We start from the raw sequence: 19263 nt of genomic DNA on the forward strand, positions 1-19263 counted from the left end.
CGGGCCCGCCCGGCGGCCGTCCCCTCCGGGCGCGGTCGGCGCCGGGGGCCGCCGGGGCGGTGCGCGCGGCGTTACAGGGGCAGCAGGTCCGGGCGCTTGGCGTGCGCGTGGTCGCCGGAGGACTCGCCACGCAGCCGGCGGCCGATCCACGGGACGAGGTGGTCGCGCGCCCAGGTGATGTCGTCGCGGCGGTGCTCCAGGGTGCCGCGCGGGGGCAGCGGCGGCCAGGGCTGTTCCGGGTCGGCGGGCACGTCGAGGCCGAGGACCTGGGCGGCGCGCAGGGCGACCCGGGTGTGCCCCTCGGGCCCGAGGTGGAGCCGGTCGGCGTCCCAGGCCCGGCGGTCGCGGACCGAGCGCAGCGACCACAGGTCGAGGACCGGGCAGCCGTGGCGGTCGGCGACTGCGCGCACGTGGGCGTTGTACGTGGCGATCTTTCCGCGCAGCCGGCGCAGCACCGGGGTGTCCCGGGTGTCGAAGCCGGTCGCGACGAGGACGGTGCCGACGGCGGAGGTGAGGTCGGCGACGGCGCTCTCGAAGCGGGCCGCGACGTCGTCCGGGTCGCTGCCGGGCCGCAGGATGTCGTTGCCGCCGGCCACGAAGGTCACGAGGTCGGGGGCGAGTTCCTTGGCGCGGGGCACCTGGTCGGCGACGATCTGGTCGAGGAGTTTGCCGCGCACCGCGAGATTGGCGTAGCGGAAGTCGTGTTCGGGGAGCCGGTCGGCGAGCTGGACGGCGAGCCGGTCGGCCCAGCCGACGTAGACACCGCCGGGGCCGGGGTCGCCGACGCCTTCGGTGAAGCTGTCGCCGACGGCCGCGTACGACGCGATGATGCCCTCTCCCGAAAGGGCGCTGCTACGGGGGAACCTCGATTCTTGTGCCACCTCGGCATCATTCACCTGGCCGAGTGACCTACGCCACCGTAGGCAGGGGTTGACGGGGGGTGAGAAAGACCACCGGTCAAATCTCGCCCAATTCAGGAATAGGGCGGGCCTGGTGTGACTGAGTCGGAGAACGGATCGTTGTCGCTTTTCCGTCGCCGCCGCGATGGGGGGCGCGGGCCCCGTGGAGTGCGCGTCGGCCCGCCCGCCGCGCGGGGCGCGGGCGGGCGGGCCGGTGCGGTCCGGGAGGGGCCGGATCAGGCGTTGACGCCGTGCTGGGCGAGGAAGGCCAGCGGGTCGATGTCGGAGCCGTAGTCCGGGCCGGTGCGGATCTCGAAGTGCAGGTGCGGGCCGGTCACGTTGCCGGTGGCACCGGAGAGGCCGATCTGCTGGCCCTCGGTCACGGTCTGCCCGACGGACACGCCGATCGAGGAGAGGTGGCCGTACTGCGAGTAGTGGCCGTCACCGTGCTTGATGACGATCTGGTTGCCGTAGGCGCCGCCGTCTCCGGCGGCGATGACGGTGCCGTTGGACACGGCCTTGACCGAAGTGCCGGTGGAGACGGGGAAGTCGGCGCCGGTGTGGCCGTGCGACCACAGGTTGCCGGAGTTGCCGTAGCCGCCGCCCTTGACGCCGACGACGGGCGCGGTCCAGCCGGAGTCCGCGGGGGCGGGCTTCGCGGCGGGGGCCGCGGCCTTGGCGGCCTCCAGGGTGATCTTGAGGCCCGGCTTGATGATGCTCGGGTTGGCGCCGACGGCCTTCTTGTTGATCTCGTAGAGCTTCTTCCAGCCGCCGTCGACGTGGTGCGTCCTGGCGATCTTGGCCAGGGTGTCGCCCTTCACCACCGTGTAGGTGGTGTCGGCCTTCTGCGGGGCGGCCTCGGGGGCGGCGGCGTGCGCGCCGGCCGCGGCGGTCAGCGGGAGCACCACCGCGGCGGCACCGGTGGTGCCGATCAGCGCGAGGCGGTGGGACAGCGAACGGCGGTTCTTACCCTGTGCGGGCATGGTGGTGTTCTTTCTCCGTCGCCTACGAGGTGAGCTGTCGGGTTCGGGCTGGAGCTGCCCGGCCGCGTGAACGCGGCTTCACCCCTAGCCGTCCGGTGGACCGGGCGGCGGTGATGCCTGTGGGTCCCCCGTTCCTGCCGGTACGGGTGTGAGTGGAGCGGGAATCCGGGCGGCGGCAGGATTGGGCGTTCCGGCCGGACTGAGGGTGACCGTAAAGGAGTGGGAACTCGCCGGACAAGCCATACCTTTCCCGCGTGTATCCCTTTTAGTGATCCATTGAGCGGATTTCTGTCACGCTCCGTGGAATTTTGATCTTCACTTCCCTGCATCCGCCGGAGGAATGCGGCCTCGACGGAAAGGGCGGCCGGTACGGACCGTCACGGTTATGACGCTGCTCACCCCGGCCCCTCAGGACCGTCCGACGTCCTGTCGGGGGGACGGGCGTCTGTCGTAGGGTCGGGCTCGCGCCGTGCCGGCGAGCCGCGCCGGCGGCCCACCGGAAAGGGAATCCCCGTGACGCAGCAGGTGCCGCAGGCCGAGCCCGAGCTGACCGCCGTACGCAACTTCCGGGACGTGGGCGGGCTGCCCACGGTGGACGGCGGGCGGGTGCGCCCGGGCCGGCTCTACCGCAGCGGCCACCTCGCGCACGCGAGCGCCGAGGACGTGAGCTTCCTCTCCTCGCTCGGCCTGCGCACCGTCTTCGACTTCCGCAACGCGGCGGACCAGGCACTGGAGGGCCCGGACGTCGAGCTGCCCGGGGTGCGCAACGTGCACCTGCCGCTCAACGACCCCGCGGACGGCGCCGAGTTCTGGCGGATGGTGCGGCACGGGGAGCTGGCGCAGCTGCGGGAGCTGCTCGGCGAGGGCCGGGCGGAGGCGCGGATGGCGGCCACCTACCGGGAGCTGGTCGAGGAGCGGACCGACGAGTACGGGCGGCTGCTGCGCGCGATGGCGACGGACAGCCTGCCGGCCCTCCTGCACTGCGCGGCCGGGAAGGACCGCGCGGGCACCTCCATAGCGCTCACGCTGCTCGCGGTGGGCGTCGAGCGGGAGGCGATCGAGGCGGACTACCTGGAGTCGAACGCCCCGCACCGCCGCTACCTCGTCCGGCGCGGCAGCGACTCCCCCGAGGCGATGGCGCCCGAGGTGATGGAGTTGCTCAACCCGTTGTTCGAGGCACGAGTGGAGTACCTGCGGGCGGCCCTGGAGGCCGTCGACACGGTGTGGGGCGGGCCCGAGCGGTACTTCGGCGAGGTGCTCGGGCTCACCCCGGACCTGCGGGAGGGGCTGCGGGCGCGGCTGGTCGAATGACCGGCCCGGGGCGCCCGGGGCTCACTGGTTCCTGGCGCCCAGCTCGAACAGCAGGTACAGGAACGCGGCGAGTCCGTGGCCCGCGACGATGTAGACGAACAGCCTGATGGCGAGCCCGCGCGGGATCTTGTCCTCCACGAACCGGCGCACCCCGCGCGGGGCGTCCCCCTCCTGGTCCGGGGCCGCCTGCGCCTCGGAGCCGGGGGCGGCGGGAGGGGCGGTCCCGGATACGGGTTCGGGTTCGGGTTCGGGTGCCGGGCGGGACATCATGCGCCTCCTGGGCGTGCGTCACCGAGGCAGAGCGCGCCGAGCGGGCTCTGCATGAGGGTGTGGACGAAGAGCAGTCCGGCGCCGTCCTGGTCCACGGCGGCGATCCGGTGCGGGGTGAGCGAGTCGAAGTGCGCGCTGTCACCGGGGTCCAGCAGGTGGGTGCTGTCGCCGAGCCGGAGCCTGAGCCGGCCGGTGAGGACGTACAGCCACTCCTCGCCGGGGTGCACGCGGACGATGTCGCCCTGGCTGCCGTAGGGGACGTGGACGCGCAGCGCCTGCATCCCGCGTCCCGGGCCGCCGGCCTGCCAGTAGGTCCAGCCGCCCGCGGCGGTCGGCTCCATCGCGGTGGCACGGACGACGGCCTGGCGTCCCTCGGTGTGCTCGCCGAGCAGTTCGGAGACGGCCGTACCGTAGGTGCGGGCCAGGGCGAGCAGCATCGGCAGGGAGGGCTGGCGGCGGCCGGTCTCCAGCCGGGACAGGTGCGCCGGTGAGAGTCCGGCGGCCTGGGCCGCGGCTTCCAGGGTCAGCCCGGCGCGGCGGCGCAGTTCCCGCAGCTGCGGGGCGACGGCCGCGGGCAGGGCGAGCGGGGCGCCGTCAGGTGCGTCGGCGTGCTGGTCCGGCGGGTCCGGGAGGTCCCGTCCGCCGGGGGTGGCAGGGCTCATACCTCTGATTGAGCCAGGGAAAGGCCTCCCGGGCAATTTTTTTGCCCGGGAGGCAAATTCTGGCTCGGTCCGGCCGTCCGCTCCCTGCTCAGCGGTTGGCGACCGCCTGCTTCACGAGTGTCTTGCCGAAGTCCCACATGAGTCCGCCGTTGTGCGCGTCGTCCATGACGGCGGTGAAGGCGTCCACGAAGCGGTCGGCCTCCTTCTCCCCCACCACGAGCGGCGGGATCAGCTTGATGACTTCGAGGTGGTCGCCCGAGACCTGGGTCAGGATGCGGTGCTTCTGGAGCAGCGGTACGACGACCATCTGCGCGAACAGCCCCTTGCGGGCGGCCTGGAGCATGGTCCAGCGGCTGCGCAGTTTGAGGGAGTCGGGCCGGCCGAACTCGATGCCGATCATGAGGCCGCGGCCCCGGACGTCGGCGAGCATCTCGTAGCGCGGGATCAGCTCGGCGAGGCGGTTCTTCAGGTAGTCGCCGGTGCGCCGGGCGTTGGCGACGATGTTCTCGTCCTCCATGACGGAGAGCACCGCGAGCCCGGCCGCCATGGCCTGGGCGTTGGCGCCGAAGCTCGCCGAGTGCACGAGGACCCGGTCCATCGAGGAGTAGACCTTCTTGAAGATCCAGTCCTTGCCGAGGGTGGCGCTGACCGGGACGTAGCCGCCGGACAGGGACTTCGCCACGCACACGAGGTCGGGTTCGACTCCCTCCTCGTGCTGGTAGGCGTAGAAGTCGCCGGTGCGGCCGAGGCCGGTCTGCACCTCGTCGGCGATGAGCAGCGCCTTGTGCTTGTGCAGGAGTTCCTGGGCGGCCCGCAGATAGCCGGGCGGGGTGTCGTGGACGCCCTTGCCCTGGATGGGCTCGATGATGAGCCCGGCCACGTCGCCCTTCTTCAGCTCCTTCTCCAGCGCCTTCAGATCGCCGATCGGGACGGCGGTGTCGGGCAGCAGCGGGGCGAAGCCCTCGCGGAAGCCCTTCTCGCCGTTGACCGAGAGGGAGCCGGTGGTCAGCCCGTGGAAGGCGTGCGCGCAGTACAGGACGCGTTTCCTGCCGGTCGCGAACCGGGCGAACTTCAGCGCCGTCTCGACCGCCTCGGTGCCGCTGTTGCCGAAGAACACACGGTCCAGGTGCGGGCTGTGGGCGAGCAGCTTCTCGGCGAGCAGTCCGGGCAGCGGCTGGCAGTCGAAGCGGGTGAGGTCGGCGAGCTGCGCGTCGAGGACGTCGTGCAGGGCCCGGCGGACCACGGGGTGGTGCCGTCCCAGGCCCATGACGCCGAAACCGGCGAGCATGTCGAGGTAGTCGTTGCCCTCGGCGTCCCAGAAGTACGCGCCCTCGGCCCGCTCGTAGACCCGGTCGAAGCCGATCGTGTGCAGCATCCGGGGCAGCTGGTGGTTGAGGTACTTGGTGTGCAGCTCGTACCGTTCCTGGCCGCGCTCGGCCAGCAGCGCGCCGAGGTCGAAGCCGGAGCGCCCGGACTCCCGCTGTCCGGGGCCGGTCTGCGCGCCGGTGGTGCCACTCGTGCCGGTTGTCATGCCTGCTTGTTCTCCTTACGGGCCATGCGGGCCCCGATCCGGCCGGCGATCTCGACCGGGGTGAGGCCGATGTCTGCGAGCAGTTCACCGCGTTTGGCGTGCGGGAGGAACTGTTCGGGGATGCCGAAGAGCCGTACGGGCACGTCGACGTCGGCGTCGCCGAGGGCGGCGGCGACGGCGGTGCCCACCCCGGCGCTGCGGCTGTTGTCCTCGACCACGGCGACCAGCCGGTGCCGTTCGGCGAGGGCGGGGAGCGCGGGGTCGACGGGTTTGACCCAGCGCGGGTCCACGACGGTGCAGCCGATGCCGCGCTCGCGCAGCAGTTCGGCGGTGCTCAGGCAGACGGGGGCCATCACGCCGACCGCGACGAGCAGGACGTCGGGGTCCTCGCCCGCGCCGGGCTCGGCGAGGACGTCCATCCCGCCGACGCGGCGCAGCGCGGGCACCTCGGGCCCCGCCGTCTCCTTGGGGTAGCGCACGAGGGTCGGGGCGTCGTCGACGGCGACGGCCTCGCGCAGCTGGGCACGCAGTTGGCCGGCGTCGCGCGGGGCGGCGATCCGCAGTCCGGGCACGACCTGGAGGACGGACATGTCCCACATGCCGTTGTGCGAGGCGCCGTCGGTACCGGTGACCCCGGCCCGGTCCAGGACGAAGGTGACCCCGCACCGGTGCAGGGCGACGTCCATGAGGAGCTGGTCGAAGGCCCGGTTGAGGAAGGTCGCGTAGAGGGCGACGACGGGATGCAGCCCGCCGGTCGCGAGCCCGGCCGCGGAGACCGTGGCGTGCTGTTCGGCGATGCCCACGTCCCAGATCCGGTCGGGGAAGCGCTCGGCGAACGGGGTCAGGCCCACCGGGTCGAGCATCGCGGCGGTGATCGCCACGACCTCGGGCCGCTCCTCGGCGATGCGCACGAGTTCCTCGCCGAAGACGGAGGTCCACGAGGGGCCGCCCGAGGGGGTCAGCGCCTCGCAGGTGAGCGGGTCCATCGCGGCGACGGTGTGGAAGCGGTCGGCCTCGTGGGCGAGGGCGGGTTCGTAGCCGCGGCCCTTCTCGGTGAGGCAGTGCACGATGACGGGTCCGCCGAAACGTTTGGCTCGGTGCAGCGCGGACTCGACGGCCTCGATGTCGTGCCCGTCGATGGGGCCGAGGTACTTCAGGCCCAGGTCCTCGAACATGCCCTGCGGGGCGAAGGCGTCCTTGAAGCCCTTCTTCGCGCCGTGCAGCGACTCGTAGAGCGGGCGGCCGACGACGGGGGTGCGGTCCAGGACGTCCTTGCCCCAGGCGAGGACCTTCTCGTAGCCGTTGGTGGTGCGCAGGGTCGCGAGGTGGTTGGCGAGGCCGCCGATGGTCGGGGCGTAGGAGCGCTCGTTGTCGTTGACGACGACGACCAGCGGCTGGTCCTTGGCGGCGGCGATGTTGTTGAGCGCCTCCCAGGCCATTCCGCCGGTGAGCGCCCCGTCCCCGATGACGGCGACCACGTGGTGGTCCTCGCCCCGTACGTCGCGGGCCTTGGCGAGCCCGTCGGCCCAGCCGAGCACGGTCGAGGCGTGGCTGTTCTCGATGACGTCGTGCTCGGACTCGGCGCGCGAGGGGTAGCCCGAGAGGCCCCCCTTTCCGCGCAGCTTCGAGAAGTCCTGTCTGCCGGTGAGCAGTTTGTGCACGTAACTCTGGTGCCCGGTGTCCCACAGGACGCGGTCGCGGGGCGAGTCGAAGACCCGGTGCAGCGCGACGGTCAGTTCCACGACGCCGAGGTTGGGACCGAGGTGGCCCCCGGTCCTGGCCACCGCCTGGATGAGGAACTCCCGGATCTGCGCGGACAGTTCGACCAGCTGTTCCCCGGTCAGCGTCTTCAGGTCCTGCGGCCCGTGGATGCCTTCCAGCAGTGTCACGTCTCAGCCCTCTCTCTGGGGACGTCCGGCTCGCCGTCCCTGCGGGCGGCGGGCCGCTTCTCGTGGTGGCGCGGGGCCCGCGGACGACGCGGCGGCCCCTCGACCGGCTGCCCGCTCGGGGCGGCGCGGTCGAGGGGCCGGGGCGGTCCGGGTGGTCCGGGCCGCGGGCGTCTCGTCACCTCAGGAGCGGTTGCTCGCGACGGTCTCCCTCGCCGCGCGCAGCGACTCCTTGAGCGATCCCATGGTCGCGAGGACAGCGGTGGGCTCGTAGCCGCAGTGCGCCATGCAGTTGGCGCAGCGGTCGTCCTTCCCGCGGCCGTACTTGTCCCAGTCGGTGTCCTCGATGAGCTGACGGTAGGTCGGGACGTAGCCGTCGGCCATCAGGTAGCAGGGCCGCTGCCAGCCGAACAGGGAGTAGTTCGGGATGGCCCAGGCCGTGCAGTCGTAGTCGGTCTTGCCCTCCAGGAAGTCGAGGAAGAGCGGCGAGTGGTTGAGCCGCCAGCGGCTGCGGTTGCCCCCCGCGAAGGTCTTCTTGAACAGCTCGCGGGTCTGCTCGACCCCGAGGAAGTGCTCCTGGTCGGGAGCCTTCTCGTAGGCGTAGGCGGGGGAGATCATCATCTCGTCGACCTGGAGGTCGTCGTTGAGGTAGTCGAGCACCTCGATGATGGTCTGCGGGGTGTCGGTGTTGAAGAAGGTCGAGTTGGTGGTGACCCGGAAGCCGCGCCGCTTGGCCTCCTTGATCGCGGCGACCGCCTCGTCGAACACCCCCTCCTTGGCGACGGATTCGTCGTGCCGCTCCTTCAGCCCGTCGATGTGCACGGTGAAGGCGAAATACGGCGAGGGCTTGAACTTGTCCATCTTCTTGCGCAGCAGCATGGCGTTGGTGCAGAGGAAGACGTACTTCCGCTTGGCCACGAGCTGGCGGACGATCTCGTCGATCTGCGGGTGCATCAGCGGCTCGCCACCGGCGATGGACACCATCGGCGCGCCCGATTCCAGCACCGCGCCGACGGCCTGGGCCACGGGCATACGCTGCTTGAGGACCCCCGCCGGATGCTGGATCTTGCCGCAGCCCTCGCATGCGAGATTGCACGCGTAGAGCGGTTCCAACTCCACGATCAGCGGGAATTTCGTCCGCTTGCGGAGTTTCTGTTCCATCAAGTACGTCCCGACCCTGATGGTCTGGCGCAGCGGCATGGCCATCTGGCTCACCTCCTGGGGAGCAGCGAAGAACGGTGCCATTCATAGAAAGCAGGTAGGACGGCACGGAGTACGCGGAAGGCAGATATTCCCCCGCGCACCGTGCCGATTCTGACTAGTTCGTGCTCGGGTGCGTCCACGATCACTCGTACGGCGGCAACCGGACGGGCCCCCTGGCCGGGGGCCTCAAGCGCCGTACGCAGGCTCACGGCGGACTCCATGTCCACCGCGACCGCGCCCGTCGCGCGCAGTTCGGCCCGTTCGGGTCCGCGCACGACGTGGTCGGAGCCGGCCAGCACCCCGGTGTGGACGGTGCGGCCGGGTACCGCGCGGGAGACCGCCTCCGCGAGGGCGGCGGTCCGCGAGCACTCGCTCGCGCCCGACTCGTCCCGGGTGCGTTCGGCGACGACGAGGTCGCCGGGGTGCATCCCGGGGACGAGCCCGGCGCAGAATCCGGTCGCGAGGACCGCGGCCTGCGCCAGGTCCCCGCTCAGAGCGTGCCGTACGGCACGCTCCGCGGCCCGCGGTCCCATTCCCGTCCGCAGGACGGTGACGGGACCCGGTGCCGTTTTCCTTCCGCGGCCCCCGCCGCTGCGCAGCGCGAGGTGCTCGATGCCGAGCGCGCAGGCGACCAGCAGCGGTACGGGCTCCGGGCGCTGCCCGGCCTCGGGGGCCTGGTCCATCAGACGGCCCCCGGCCCGGTGCGGTGCACGTAACGGCCGAGCGCCGTCACCGGGAACACCTGCCGGTACAGGTGGTAGTTGATGGAGAAGTCCCAGGGGAAGCCGGTACCGGTGAACCAGGGCTCGTCCCAGGTCCCGTCCTCGGTCTGGGTCTCGACCAGGTAGGCCACCCCGCGGCGCACCGGCTCGGACTCCCGCTCGCCGGCCGCGAGCAGGGCCAGCAGCGCCCACGCCGTCTGGGAGGCGGTGGAGGCGCCCCGGCCGTGCCAGGCCGGGTCGTTGTAGGAGCGCAGGTCCTCGCCCCAGCCGCCGTCCTCGTTCTGCACGGCGGCCAGCCAGTCCACGGCCCGCCGGATCGCGGGGTGGGAGGCCGCCAGGCCCGCGGCGACGAGCGCGGGGACGACGGCCCCCGTGCCGTAGACGTAGTTGACGCCCCAGCGGCCGAACCAGGCGCCGTTGGGCTCCTGGTTCTTCAGCAGCCAGTCCACTCCGCGCCGGGTGCGCGGGTGGTGGGCGAGACCTTCCTGCGCCAGCATCTCCACCACGTGGGCGGTGACGTCGGCCGACGGCGGGTCGATGACCTCGCCGAAGTCACTGAAGGGCAGCCGGTTGGGGAAGGAGCTGGTGTTGTCGGCGTCGAAGGCGCCCCAGGCCCCGTTCTTCGACTGCATCCCGGCGTTCCAGTCGACGGCGCGGCGCACCGCCGCCTCGACCCGGTCCGGGTCGGGGTGCTGGACCCGGCGCAGCGCGAGCACTACTTCGGCGGTGTCGTCGATGTCCGGGTAGTTGTCGTTGTGGAACTCGAAGGCCCAGCCGCCCGGCGGCAGGTCGGGGCGGCGCACGATCCAGTCGCCGGGGCGCACGATCTGCTCGCTGAGCATCCAGTCGGCGGCCTTGACCATCTGCGGGTGGTCGGCGGGGACCCCGGCGTCGGCCAGGGCGACGGTGGCCAGGCAGGTGTCCCAGACCGGGGACTGGCAGGCCTCGATCATCCGGGCGCCGTCCTCGCGCCAGACCGCGAACCGGTCCAGCGACTCCAGGCCGGTGCGCAGCACGGGGTGGTCGAGGTCGTAGCCGAGCAGGTACAGGGCCATCACCGAGTAGACGGCCGGCGGCTGGATGCCGCCCCAGCAGCCGTCGTTCTCCTGGCGCTCGATGATCCAGCTCGCGGCGGCGTGCATCGCGCTCTCGCGCACCTTGCGCGGGGCGATGCGGCGGTAGCCGTGCATGATCTTGTCGAGCCGCTCGAAGACCCCGTCCCAACTGGCCACCGGCGACAGCGGCTTGGCCGGGTTGGGATCGGCCGGGTCGGTGTGCAGTTCGTCGAGCGCGAAGGGCGCGGGGCGCACCGGGCGCTTGGCGCACACCACGGTGAGCGGCACGATCGTCTGGCGGGCCCAGCAGCCGAAGTCGTAGATGTTGAGCGGGAACCACTTCGGGAAGAACATCAGCTCCGGGGGCATCTCCGGAAGGTCGTCCCACTTCCACCAGCCGAACAGGGCCAGCCAGATGCGGGTGAAGACCCTCGCACGGGCGATGCCGCCGTGGTCCCGGACGAAGGCCGCGGCCTTCGCCATGTGCGGCTGCTCGGGGCGGTCGCCCGCGAGGCGCAGCGCGACGTACGCCTCGATGGTCGCGGAGAGTTCCCCGGGGCCGCCGTAGAAGGTGGCCCAGGTGCCGTCCTCCCGTTGTTCACCGCGGATGAAGAGCGCGGCGGCCTGTGTGGTCCGCTCGTCCCTGATGCCGAGGAACTGCCTCAGCAGCAGGTCCTCGGCGTCCATGGTGACGTTGGTGGCGAGATCGCCTTTCCACCAGCCCTCGCCGTCCTGCCGGGCGAGCAGATAGTCCACGGCGCGCCGGGTGGCGCGTTCGGCCGCCCCCTGGGCGGTCTCGTGGTTCGCGGCAGGGTCGAGTGGTGCACTGGCCGTGGCAGCGCGGGGCGTCACGGCCCCGGTGCTTCCATCGGTCGTCGCTGTCATGGCTTCCCCTTCGTGCAGTCATGTTCATCTGCTGTGGGTCCGCCGTCGGCCGGAACCGGGCCCGCTCCCCCGCCGTCTCCTGGTACGGCGGGGGACGTCGCCCGGACCGCCCGGCGACTGCGCGTTATGGACGGTGTGGCTGTCTGATGGTGATCATCTCTTCCGGACGACGATGAAATCAGCGAGCGCCACGAGGGACGCGCGCACGTGGGTGGGCATCGGGACCGAGTCGAGCGCCTCGATCGCGACGGTGTACTGGCGACGGGCCTCCTGGCTCGTCCACTCGCGGCCGCCGGCTTCCTCGATGAGCGCGGCGCGGGCCGCGAACTCCTCCTCCGAGAAGGCGTCCTCGGGCTGCCCGGCGTCCTGGGCCTCCGCGTCGGCCGCGAGCAGCGACGCGAGCTTGTCGGATGCGGGTCCGCCGGCGGCGAGGGCGGCGACCACGGGCAGCGACTTCTTGCGCTGGCGCAGGTCGCTCCAGGTCTGCTTGCCGGTGGCCTCCGGGTCGCCCCAGATGCCGAGCAGGTCGTCGACCGCCTGGAAGGCGAGGCCCATGTGGTAGCCGTAGGTCTCCAGCGTGTCGGCGGTGCGGTCGTCGGCGCCGCCGAGGACGGCACCGATGGACGCGGCGCAGGCGAGCAGCGCGCCGGTCTTGTTGCCCTCCATCTCCAGGCACTCCTCGACGCTGACGCGCCGCCGGTGCTCGTAGGAGATGTCCTGGGCCTGACCGTCGATCAGGGCCCGGGTGGCGGAGGTCAGGCGGCGCGTGGCGCGGCCCGCCTCGGGGGTGGCGAGTTCCAGCAGGACCTCGTTGGCGAGGGCGAACAGGGCGTCACCGACCAGGATGGCCTGGGCGGGGCCGTGCACCTTCCACACGGTGTCGCGGTGGCGGCGCTGCTCGTCCCCGTCCATCAGGTCGTCGTGCAGCAGCGAGAAGTTGTGCACGAGTTCCACGGCGACCGCTCCGGGCACGCCCACCTCGGGGGCGGCGCCGGTGACCTGCGCGGAGATCAGGGCGAGCGCGGGGCGTACGGCCTTGCCGCCGTCGCCCTCGGCGGGCCGGCCCTGGGCGTCGGTCCAGCCGAAGTGGTAGGCGGCCACGGCGTCCATGGGCGGGGCCAGGCGGTCCACGGCGGAACGCAGCACCGGCGTCGCCAGGGCCCGGCTGCGCTCCAGGAGCGCGGTCACGTCCACGGTGTCGGTGTCGCCAGCCGTATCGGCCGAGGGCACAGTCGGCACAGTCTCTCCTCTAGTTCCGGTCCTGCGGTCGGTCCGGGCAGCCGATCCCGGAAGGTCTAGCCTCATGCCGCCTCCTCGAAGAGATGGTCGTGGGCACGGCCCAGGGTGCGGAGGGCTTCGGCCGCCGCGGCGGTGCCGCTGCGTACGGCGCCCTCCATGGTCGCGGGCCAGCCGGTGGCCGTCCACGCGCCGGCCAGGTAGAGCCCGGGGAAGGCGGTGCGGTTCCCCGGTCGCAGACGTCCCGATCCCGGTGCCGGGTCGAAGGTCGCGGTGCGCTCCCTGGTGACGAAGAAGTCGCGGACACCGGCGCCGCGCGTGGCGGGCAGCAGGCGTTCCAGTTCGGGCAGGTAGCGGGCGCGCAGGGCGCTGACGGGGGCGTCGATCTCGTCCTGCGCCGCCGACTGGGACAGGGCCAGGTACTGGCCGGGCCCGGTGAGCCCCGAGGGGGCGGTGCGGTCGAACACCCATTGCACGGGGCTACCGAGCGCGGCGAAGAAGGGCCGGCGCAGCACCTTGCGGTCGTAGACGACGTGCACGTTGAGGATCGGGGAGGTGCCGAGCCGGGTGAGCCGGTCCTGTTCCTCGATCGCGCCCCCGGGAAGCAGGGCGTGCGTCTCGCGCTGCGGTACGGCGAGCACGACGGTCGCGGCGCGCAGCTCCTCGTCCTCGGTGACCACCCGCCAGGTGCCGTCCTCCTCGCGGTGGACGGCGCCGACCCGGGCGCGCAGTTCGGTGCGTACCCCGGCCTTGTCGAGGGCGCGGCGGGCGAGGGTGTCGTGGAGTTCGCCGAGCGGGACGTGCGCCCAGCCGATGTCGGCGGCGCCGGGCTCGGAGAGCAGCCCGGTCCTGAACACCTTGGCGGCCAGGGCGAGGGAGGCCCCGGCGGCGCGCGCGTTGAGGGTCGCGACCCCCACGAGGTCCCACAGCGCCTCGATCGTGCGCGGGCTCTGTCCGTGGCGGTGCAGCCAGCTGCCGAAGTCCTCCTCGTCGAGCGCCGGATCGGCCGGGTCCAGGCGCCCGAGGGCCAGGGTCGCGCGGGCGACGGAGGCGCGTTCGGCGAGCGACAGGTGCCGGAAGCCGGCGAGGGAGGCGGCGAGGTGCAGCGGCACCGGGGCGGCGGTACGGCGCAGCCGGGCGAGCTTGCGGGTGTCCGCGTCCAGCACGGGGACGTCGAGGCGGTCCTGGACGGGGGCCAGCCGGCTCGCGTCGATGCGGTCGAGGAACCGCGTGTAGGCCGTGCAGCAGCGCAGGTACACGTGCTGTCCGTTGTCGACGGTGAGTTCCCCGCGCCGGAAGGAGAAGGCGAGCCCGCCGAGGCGCGGGCGGCCCTCAAGGAGCGTCACGTCCAGTCCCGCGTCGGCCAGTCCGAGGGCGGCGGTGACTCCGGCGAGTCCTCCGCCGACGACCACGGCGTGCCGGGTGGTCTCGTGCGGTGCGGTGAGCGGGTCGTCGTGTCCGGTCATACGTCCTCCCTGGCGACGGCCGCTGTCACGGTCGGGCAGGGCGTCGACGCTGTGAGGGACGCGGCGGCCGACCGGAGGGTTGCCCGGGTGCGCGGGGAGATCCACACGGCCGACCGGACGGTGGTGAGCTGGGACGTTCTCTTGGTTTTCGCCCGGTTCACGGATGGCCGCCGATCCTGGGCCGCGCGGCCGCCCGGGCGTCGACTCCGGCGAGGCCCCGCACCGCGACGTACGCCTTCTCGTGGGCGGGCAGCGAGACCCGGCCGCGCAGGACGGCGGCGGGGTCCTGCTCGATCCGGTCGAGCAGCCGGTAGTAGATGCCCGCCATCGCGGACACGCAGGCGGCACCGCGCCGGTCGAGCATCGGCAGCAGCTGGTAGCCCTCGGCGAACAGGGCGCGGGCGCGGCGGGCCTCGAAGTGCACGAGCCCGTCGAAGTCGGAGCCCTCGGGTGGTCTGGGTCCGGCGAAACCGGCGGAGCAGCCGAACTTGGCGAGGTCCTCGGCCGGGAGGTAGGTGCGCCCGTTGCCCGCGTCCTCGCGTACGTCGCGCAGGATGTTGGTCAGCTGGAGGGCGAGCCCGAGGGTGTCGGCGTACTCGGAGGCCAGTTCCAGGTCGCGGAACCCGGCGCGCAGCCCGAAGACGCCCAGCGAGATGCGGCCCACCGAGCCGGCCACGCAACGGCAGTAGGTCTTCAGGTCGTCCCAGGTCTCGTAGGTCTCGCCGCGGACGTCCATCAGGACGCCGTCGATGAGTTCGTCGAGAGCGCCGAGGGGCACCGGGAAGCGGCCGGCGGTGTGGGCGAGGGCGACGGCCACCGGGTCGGTGTCGTCCTCCTCGACCGCGCCTTCGCGTACCCGGTCCAGTGTGGCGCGGGCCGTCTCCAGACGGGTGGACTTGACCTCGGGGCGCAGGGTGCCGTCGCCGATGTCGTCGACGCGCCGTGAGAACGCGTAGACGGCGGACATGGCGCGGCGCTTGTCCGCGGGCAGCAGGCGGATGCCGTAGGCGAAGTTCTTGGCCTCCAGGCCCGTGACGGTCTCGCAGTACCCGTATGCGGCGAGCACCGGTCCGCCCAGCGCGGCTGTCTCCCTCATCGTCAGACTCACCCCTCTCCTCGCAGAACTACTCCCACCTCGCGCAGCAACCGCAGCCTGGCCGGCTTGGGCGGCGCGGCGAGTACGTCGTATCCGGCGTCCGCGACAGCGGCGAGGGCGGCTCGTCCACCGGCGACGAACCCGGCGAGCAGCAGCCGGAGTCTGCCGTGGACGCTACCCACCAGGGCCTCGCCCTCATCCAGCAGGGCGCTGGCGCGTTCGGCCTCGAAGGCGATCAGCGCGCGCACCGACGCGCCCCCGGTGGGGGCGGCCAGATCGGTTTCCGAGACGTGAAAGCGCCTCATGTCCTCGGCGGGCAGGTAGATCCGGTCCCGGGCGAGGTCCTCGGCGACGTCCTGGAGGTGCTCGACGATCTGGAGCGCGGTGCACACCGCGTCGGAGCGGCGCAGGCGTTCGGGGCTCTCGGTGCCGGTGATGCCGAGGACGAGCCGGCCGACCGGGTTGGCGGAGAGTTCGCAGTAGGCGAGCAGTTCGTCCCAGGTCGCGTAGCGGCTGACCTTCTGGTCCTGCCGGTTGGCCTCGACGAGCGCGAGGAAGGGGTCCGGGATCAGCCCGCGCCGCCGGACGGTGGGGCGCAGGGCGCGCAGCAGCGGGTGGTGCGGGGTGCCGGTGGAGCGGAACACGCGGTGCAGGTCGCGCTCGAAGGCGTCCAGCACGGCGAGGCGGTCCTCGGCCTGGTCCTCGGGGACGCCGAGGTAGCGGGCGTCGGCCCCACCCGGCGTCAGGTCGCCGTCGCCGATGTCGTCGACCAGTCGGGCGAATCCGTAGACGGCCATGAGGTCGTCCCGCCACGCGCGGGGCAGGAAGAAGGGGGCCACCGGAAAGTTCTCCTCGGTGGCCTTGCCGAGCGTGTCGCGCTCGGCGCTGCCGGGGGCCGCCCCCCGGACGGGGCTCATCGCCCGCCACCCGGCGCGGGGACGGCGGGTACAGCGTGGAGGCGGAGATCATCCGTAGCCAATGCCGTCACATCTCCCGTTCTACACCGCACACACAAAACTGACTATTTCGGACACGCCGCCCGGCCGCCCCTGGAGCGGTTCGGCGCAGCGAAACCCTCTGTGCGGTATCGCACCACTCGTCGCGATTCGGCACCGGCACAGCTTACGTTGTACAACTCAACGGCTCACGGCGGGGTGTTCAGCACGTCACAAGAACACACCGATTGCCGTCAACCTTCCCGACCTGCGGAGAAGTTGACTGATCTTTGACCCGTCCAACGGGGCGCGGCAACAGCTTTACGGCGCTCACCCGTCCGGGTGCGCGAAGGGCCTCTGCCGGATTTGTCCGACAGAGGCCCGTGCGGTACCCCGGATGCCGCAATCCGCTGAATTCCCGGATTACGGCTCGTCCGTTATTTGCTGGTGAACTTCTCGTACTCCTTCATGACCTCTTCGGTGGGCCCGTCCATGCGCAGCTCTCCGTGTTCCAGCCACAGCACGCGATTGCAGGTGTCCCGGATCGACTTGTTGTTGTGGGACACCAGGAACACCGTCCCGGCCTCCTTGCGCAGTTCCCTGATGCGCGCCTCGGAGCGCTTCTGGAACTTGCGGTCACCGGTGGCCAGCGCCTCGTCGATCATGAGGACGTCGTGGTCCTTGGCGGCCGCGATGGAGAACCGCAGCCGCGCCGCCATCCCGGAGGAGTAGGTGCGCATCGGCAGGGTGATGAAGTTGCCCTTCTCGTTGATGCCGGAGAAGTCGACGATCTCCTGGTAGCGCTCCTTGACCTCCTCGCGGCTCATGCCCATCGCGAGTCCGCCGAGGATGACGTTGCGCTCGCCGGTCAGGTCGTTCATGAGCGCCGCGTTGACGCCGAGCAGCGAGGGCTGTCCGTCGGTGTAGACCTTGCCGCTCTCGGCGGGCAGCAGACCGGCGATGGCCCGCAGCAGCGTCGACTTGCCCGAACCGTTGGAGCCGATCAGGCCGATCGCCTCGCCCCGGTAGGAGGTGAAGGAGACCCCGCGCACCGCGTGCACCTTGCGCACGCCCGGCGAGTCGCCGCGTCGCACGATCCGGTTCAGCGCGGCGGTCGCGCTGCCCTTGCCGCCCTTCGCGCCGTGCACCCGGTACACGATGTGCAGCTCGTCGGCGATGACCGTGGGCATGTGCTCACGGCCCGCGTTGCGTCCCTCAGCCACGGCCATAGCGTTCCTCCGCCTTCCAGAAGTACACGAATCCGAGCGCGCCGATGACCACGGCCCAGCCCACGGCGACGGCCCACACGTGCGGGGGCAGGTACTCGCTGCCGTACTTGTCGATGAAGCCGAAGCGGATGAGGTCCATGTAGACCGCCGCCGGGTTCCACTGGAGCACGTCGGTGACCCAGCCGGGCACGTCCTTGTCGGCCAGCATGGCCGGGAGACTGAACATGACTCCGGAGCCGTACATCCAGGTGCGCATCACGAAGGGCATGAGCTGCGCGAGGTCGGGGGTCTTGGCCCCGAGCCGGGCGAAGATCAGCGCGAGCCCGGTGTTGAACACGAACTGGAGCACCAGCGCCGGGACGACCAGGAGCCAGGAGAAACCCGGGTAGCAGCCGGTGGCCACCAGGATGACGACGAGCACGAGCATCGAGTACAGCAGTTGCTGGAGCTGCTGGAGCGAGAAGGAGATGGGCAGCGAGGCGCGCGGGAAGTGCAGCGCCCGCACCAGGCCCAGGTTCCCCGAGATGGCCCGCACGCCGGCCTGCACCGAACTCTGGGTGAAGGCGAAGACGAAGACACCGGTGACCAGGAAGGGCACGTAGATGTCCTTGTCGATGCCCCTCCGCGCGCCCAGCAGCAGACCGAAGATGAAGAAGTAGACGAGCGCGTTGAGCAGGGGCGTCGCGACCTGCCACAACTGCCCCAGCTTCGCCTGGCTGTACTGGGCGGTCAGCTTGGCCCGGGAGAAGGCCAGGATGAAGTGGCGGCGGCTCCACAGCTGCCGGACGTACGCCGGAAGGCTGGGCCGGGCCCCACTGACCGTCAGCCCGTACTTGGCCGCCAGCTCGGCGCGGCTCAGCGCGTCGTCGGGCGAGGGCGGGGCTGTGCTGCCCACCATCACACCGCTGTCCTGCGTTGTGTCACTCACGGGGGAAACCTTCGTCTGCGGGGCGCCGCGCCCGGGTGGGGCGGGCGCGGAACCGGAACAGGGGGGCGGGACGCGCTGCGGCGACCAGCCTGTCAGATGATCGGCGGTCGGCCCAGCCGGGTCAGCCGCCACACCGTGCGCCACTTCATGGGCCTGCGCGGCCCGCAGGGCGTGCGCCAGCCCTCCTTGAAGCCGCCGAACCAGGCGCGCAGCGCGGGCCCCGAGGGGCGGCGGGCCAGGGTCAGCAGCATCCAGACGCCGAGGTAGACGGGGACGAGCAGCGCGGGCAGGTTACGGCGGGCCAGCCACACCCGGTTGCGGGCCACCATGCGGTGGTAGACGGCGTGCCGCGAGGGGGCCGTCGTCGGGTGCAGCAGCACCATGTCCGCGCGGTAGTCGATCATCCAGCCGGCGTCCAGGGCCCGCCAGGCCAGGTCGGTCTCCTCGTGGGCGTAGAAGAAGTCGTCGGGCAGTCCGCCGACCTCGGCGAAGACCTTGGTCCGTACGGCGTTGGCGCCGCCCAGGAAGGTCGTCACGCGGGAGGAGCGCATCGGGTCGGCGGCGCGCAGCCGGGGCACGTGGCGCCGCTGGGTGACCCCGGTCTCGGGGTCGGCGATGCGGAAGCTGACGATGCCGAGGCGCTCGTCCTCGGTGAAGGCCCGCCGGCACAGCTCGGCCGTGTCGGTGCGGTCGAGCAGGCCGTCGTCGTCGAGGAAGAGGAGGACGTCCACGTCGCGCCCGCCGGGGCCGAAGGCCTCGATGCCGACGTTGCGGCCGCCGGGGATGCCGAGGTTCTCGGGCAGCTCCACGGTGCGCACGCCCTCGGGGACCTCGGGCACCGGGGAGCCGTTGCCGACGACCACGGTGGGCACGGGCTCGCCGTCCTGCTTGGCGATGGAGTCGAGCAGCAGCCGCAGCTCCTCGGGCCGGTTGCCCATGGTGATGACGACGGCGCCGACCTTCAGC

Annotated in this window: 17 protein-coding genes and 1 riboswitch; of the genes, 1 reads left to right on the forward strand and 16 read right to left on the reverse strand. The window is 71.9% G+C overall.

The genetic code is table 11. The features are described 5' to 3' along the window. Positions 1–71: 71 nt before the first annotated feature. Complete coding sequence (locus AB0J21_RS01745; RefSeq protein WP_363143756.1) at positions 72–881, reverse strand: SGNH/GDSL hydrolase family protein; 810 nt, start codon at positions 879–881, stop codon at positions 72–74. 254 nt (positions 882–1135) lie between these two features. Beyond that, entirely contained in the window at positions 1136–1882 is a 747-nt protein-coding gene (locus AB0J21_RS01750; RefSeq protein ID WP_363143757.1) for a LysM peptidoglycan-binding domain-containing M23 family metallopeptidase, read from the reverse strand. A 4-nt stretch (positions 1883–1886) separates the two neighbouring features. Continuing rightward, positions 1887–2047: riboswitch (cyclic di-AMP (ydaO/yuaA leader) on the reverse strand. 348 nt (positions 2048–2395) lie between these two features. Here AB0J21_RS01750 and AB0J21_RS01755 point away from each other — a divergent pair. Beyond that, positions 2396–3193 carry a tyrosine-protein phosphatase gene (locus AB0J21_RS01755; RefSeq protein ID WP_363143758.1) on the forward strand — a complete coding sequence of 266 codons (798 nt, stop codon included), beginning with the start codon at positions 2396–2398 and terminating at the stop codon, positions 3191–3193. Positions 3194–3214: 21 nt separating this feature from the next. On the opposite strand, the gene AB0J21_RS01760 is transcribed toward AB0J21_RS01755, so the two are convergent. From AB0J21_RS01760 to AB0J21_RS01825, 14 genes are all read right to left on the reverse strand, one after another. Further along, positions 3215–3463 carry a DUF6126 family protein gene (locus tag AB0J21_RS01760; protein WP_363143759.1) on the reverse strand — a complete coding sequence of 83 codons (249 nt, stop codon included), beginning with the start codon at positions 3461–3463 and terminating at the stop codon, positions 3215–3217. Next, positions 3460–4125, reverse strand: a complete 666-nt coding sequence (locus AB0J21_RS01765; protein WP_363143760.1) for an XRE family transcriptional regulator — start codon at positions 4123–4125, stop codon at positions 3460–3462. The genes AB0J21_RS01760 and AB0J21_RS01765 overlap by 4 nt, the downstream gene beginning before the upstream one ends. An 88-nt stretch (positions 4126–4213) precedes the next feature. After that, on the reverse strand, positions 4214–5656 hold the full coding sequence (locus AB0J21_RS01770; protein ID WP_363143761.1) for an aspartate aminotransferase family protein: 1443 nt from the start codon (positions 5654–5656) through the stop codon (positions 4214–4216). Beyond that, positions 5653–7545, reverse strand: coding sequence for a 1-deoxy-D-xylulose-5-phosphate synthase (dxs, locus tag AB0J21_RS01775; protein WP_363143762.1), 1893 nt, complete (start codon positions 7543–7545; stop codon positions 5653–5655). Before dxs ends, AB0J21_RS01770 begins: the two co-directional genes overlap by 4 nt. 180 nt (positions 7546–7725) lie before the next feature. Then, positions 7726–8748: an adenosyl-hopene transferase HpnH gene (hpnH, locus tag AB0J21_RS01780; protein WP_363144072.1), complete on the reverse strand. Its 1023-nt coding sequence runs from the start codon at positions 8746–8748 to the stop codon at positions 7726–7728. A 5-nt stretch (positions 8749–8753) separates the two neighbouring features. After that, complete coding sequence (locus AB0J21_RS01785; RefSeq protein ID WP_363143763.1) at positions 8754–9428, reverse strand: 1-hydroxy-2-methyl-2-butenyl 4-diphosphate reductase; 675 nt, start codon at positions 9426–9428, stop codon at positions 8754–8756. Continuing rightward, a complete protein-coding gene (shc, locus tag AB0J21_RS01790) occupies positions 9428–11407 on the reverse strand; it encodes a squalene--hopene cyclase (protein WP_363143765.1) in 1980 nt (659 codons plus the stop codon). Before shc ends, AB0J21_RS01785 begins: the two co-directional genes overlap by 1 nt. A gap of 153 nt (positions 11408–11560) precedes the next feature. Continuing rightward, complete coding sequence (locus tag AB0J21_RS01795) at positions 11561–12712, reverse strand: polyprenyl synthetase family protein (protein WP_363143766.1); 1152 nt, start codon at positions 12710–12712, stop codon at positions 11561–11563. Further along, positions 12709–14109, reverse strand: coding sequence for a hydroxysqualene dehydroxylase HpnE (hpnE, locus tag AB0J21_RS01800; protein WP_363143767.1), 1401 nt, complete (start codon positions 14107–14109; stop codon positions 12709–12711). The genes AB0J21_RS01795 and hpnE overlap by 4 nt, the downstream gene beginning before the upstream one ends. A gap of 157 nt (positions 14110–14266) precedes the next feature. Next, a complete protein-coding gene (gene hpnD, locus AB0J21_RS01805; protein ID WP_363144073.1) occupies positions 14267–15205 on the reverse strand; it encodes a presqualene diphosphate synthase HpnD in 939 nt (312 codons plus the stop codon). A gap of 8 nt (positions 15206–15213) precedes the next feature. After that, positions 15214–16122: a squalene synthase HpnC gene (gene hpnC, locus AB0J21_RS01810; RefSeq protein ID WP_363143768.1), complete on the reverse strand. Its 909-nt coding sequence runs from the start codon at positions 16120–16122 to the stop codon at positions 15214–15216. Between the two features lie 455 nt (positions 16123–16577). Further along, on the reverse strand, positions 16578–17369 hold the full coding sequence (locus AB0J21_RS01815; protein ID WP_363143769.1) for an ABC transporter ATP-binding protein: 792 nt from the start codon (positions 17367–17369) through the stop codon (positions 16578–16580). Next, positions 17356–18297 (reverse strand): ABC transporter permease, encoded by a 942-nt coding sequence (locus AB0J21_RS01820; protein ID WP_363143770.1) that lies wholly within the window; start codon positions 18295–18297, stop codon positions 17356–17358. The genes AB0J21_RS01815 and AB0J21_RS01820 overlap by 14 nt, the downstream gene beginning before the upstream one ends. A 92-nt stretch (positions 18298–18389) precedes the next feature. Continuing rightward, positions 18390–19262, reverse strand: a complete 873-nt coding sequence (locus tag AB0J21_RS01825) for a glycosyltransferase (RefSeq protein WP_363144074.1) — start codon at positions 19260–19262, stop codon at positions 18390–18392. Position 19263: the final 1 nt, after the last annotated feature.

It is taken from the genome of Streptomyces sp. NPDC049954 (assembly GCF_040656295.1).
Taxonomy (GTDB): domain Bacteria; phylum Actinomycetota; class Actinomycetes; order Streptomycetales; family Streptomycetaceae; genus Streptomyces.

Coding starts and splice junctions, on each gene's coding strand:
- AB0J21_RS01750 (WP_363143757.1), bottom strand. CDS start 1,882: ATGCCCGCACAGGGTAAGAACCGCCGTTCGCTGTCCCACCGCCTCGCG.
- AB0J21_RS01760 (WP_363143759.1), bottom strand. CDS start 3,463: ATGATGTCCCGCCCGGCACCCGAACCCGAACCCGAACCCGTATCCGGG.
- AB0J21_RS01765 (WP_363143760.1), bottom strand. CDS start 4,125: ATGAGCCCTGCCACCCCCGGCGGACGGGACCTCCCGGACCCGCCGGAC.
- AB0J21_RS01770 (WP_363143761.1), bottom strand. CDS start 5,656: ATGACAACCGGCACGAGTGGCACCACCGGCGCGCAGACCGGCCCCGGA.
- hpnH (WP_363144072.1), bottom strand. CDS start 8,748: ATGGCCATGCCGCTGCGCCAGACCATCAGGGTCGGGACGTACTTGATG.
- AB0J21_RS01785 (WP_363143763.1), bottom strand. CDS start 9,428: ATGGACCAGGCCCCCGAGGCCGGGCAGCGCCCGGAGCCCGTACCGCTG.
- shc (WP_363143765.1), bottom strand. CDS start 11,407: ATGACAGCGACGACCGATGGAAGCACCGGGGCCGTGACGCCCCGCGCT.
- AB0J21_RS01795 (WP_363143766.1), bottom strand. CDS start 12,712: ATGAGGCTAGACCTTCCGGGATCGGCTGCCCGGACCGACCGCAGGACC.
- hpnE (WP_363143767.1), bottom strand. CDS start 14,109: ATGACCGGACACGACGACCCGCTCACCGCACCGCACGAGACCACCCGG.
- hpnD (WP_363144073.1), bottom strand. CDS start 15,205: ATGAGGGAGACAGCCGCGCTGGGCGGACCGGTGCTCGCCGCATACGGG.
- hpnC (WP_363143768.1), bottom strand. CDS start 16,122: ATGAGCCCCGTCCGGGGGGCGGCCCCCGGCAGCGCCGAGCGCGACACG.
- AB0J21_RS01815 (WP_363143769.1), bottom strand. CDS start 17,369: ATGGCCGTGGCTGAGGGACGCAACGCGGGCCGTGAGCACATGCCCACG.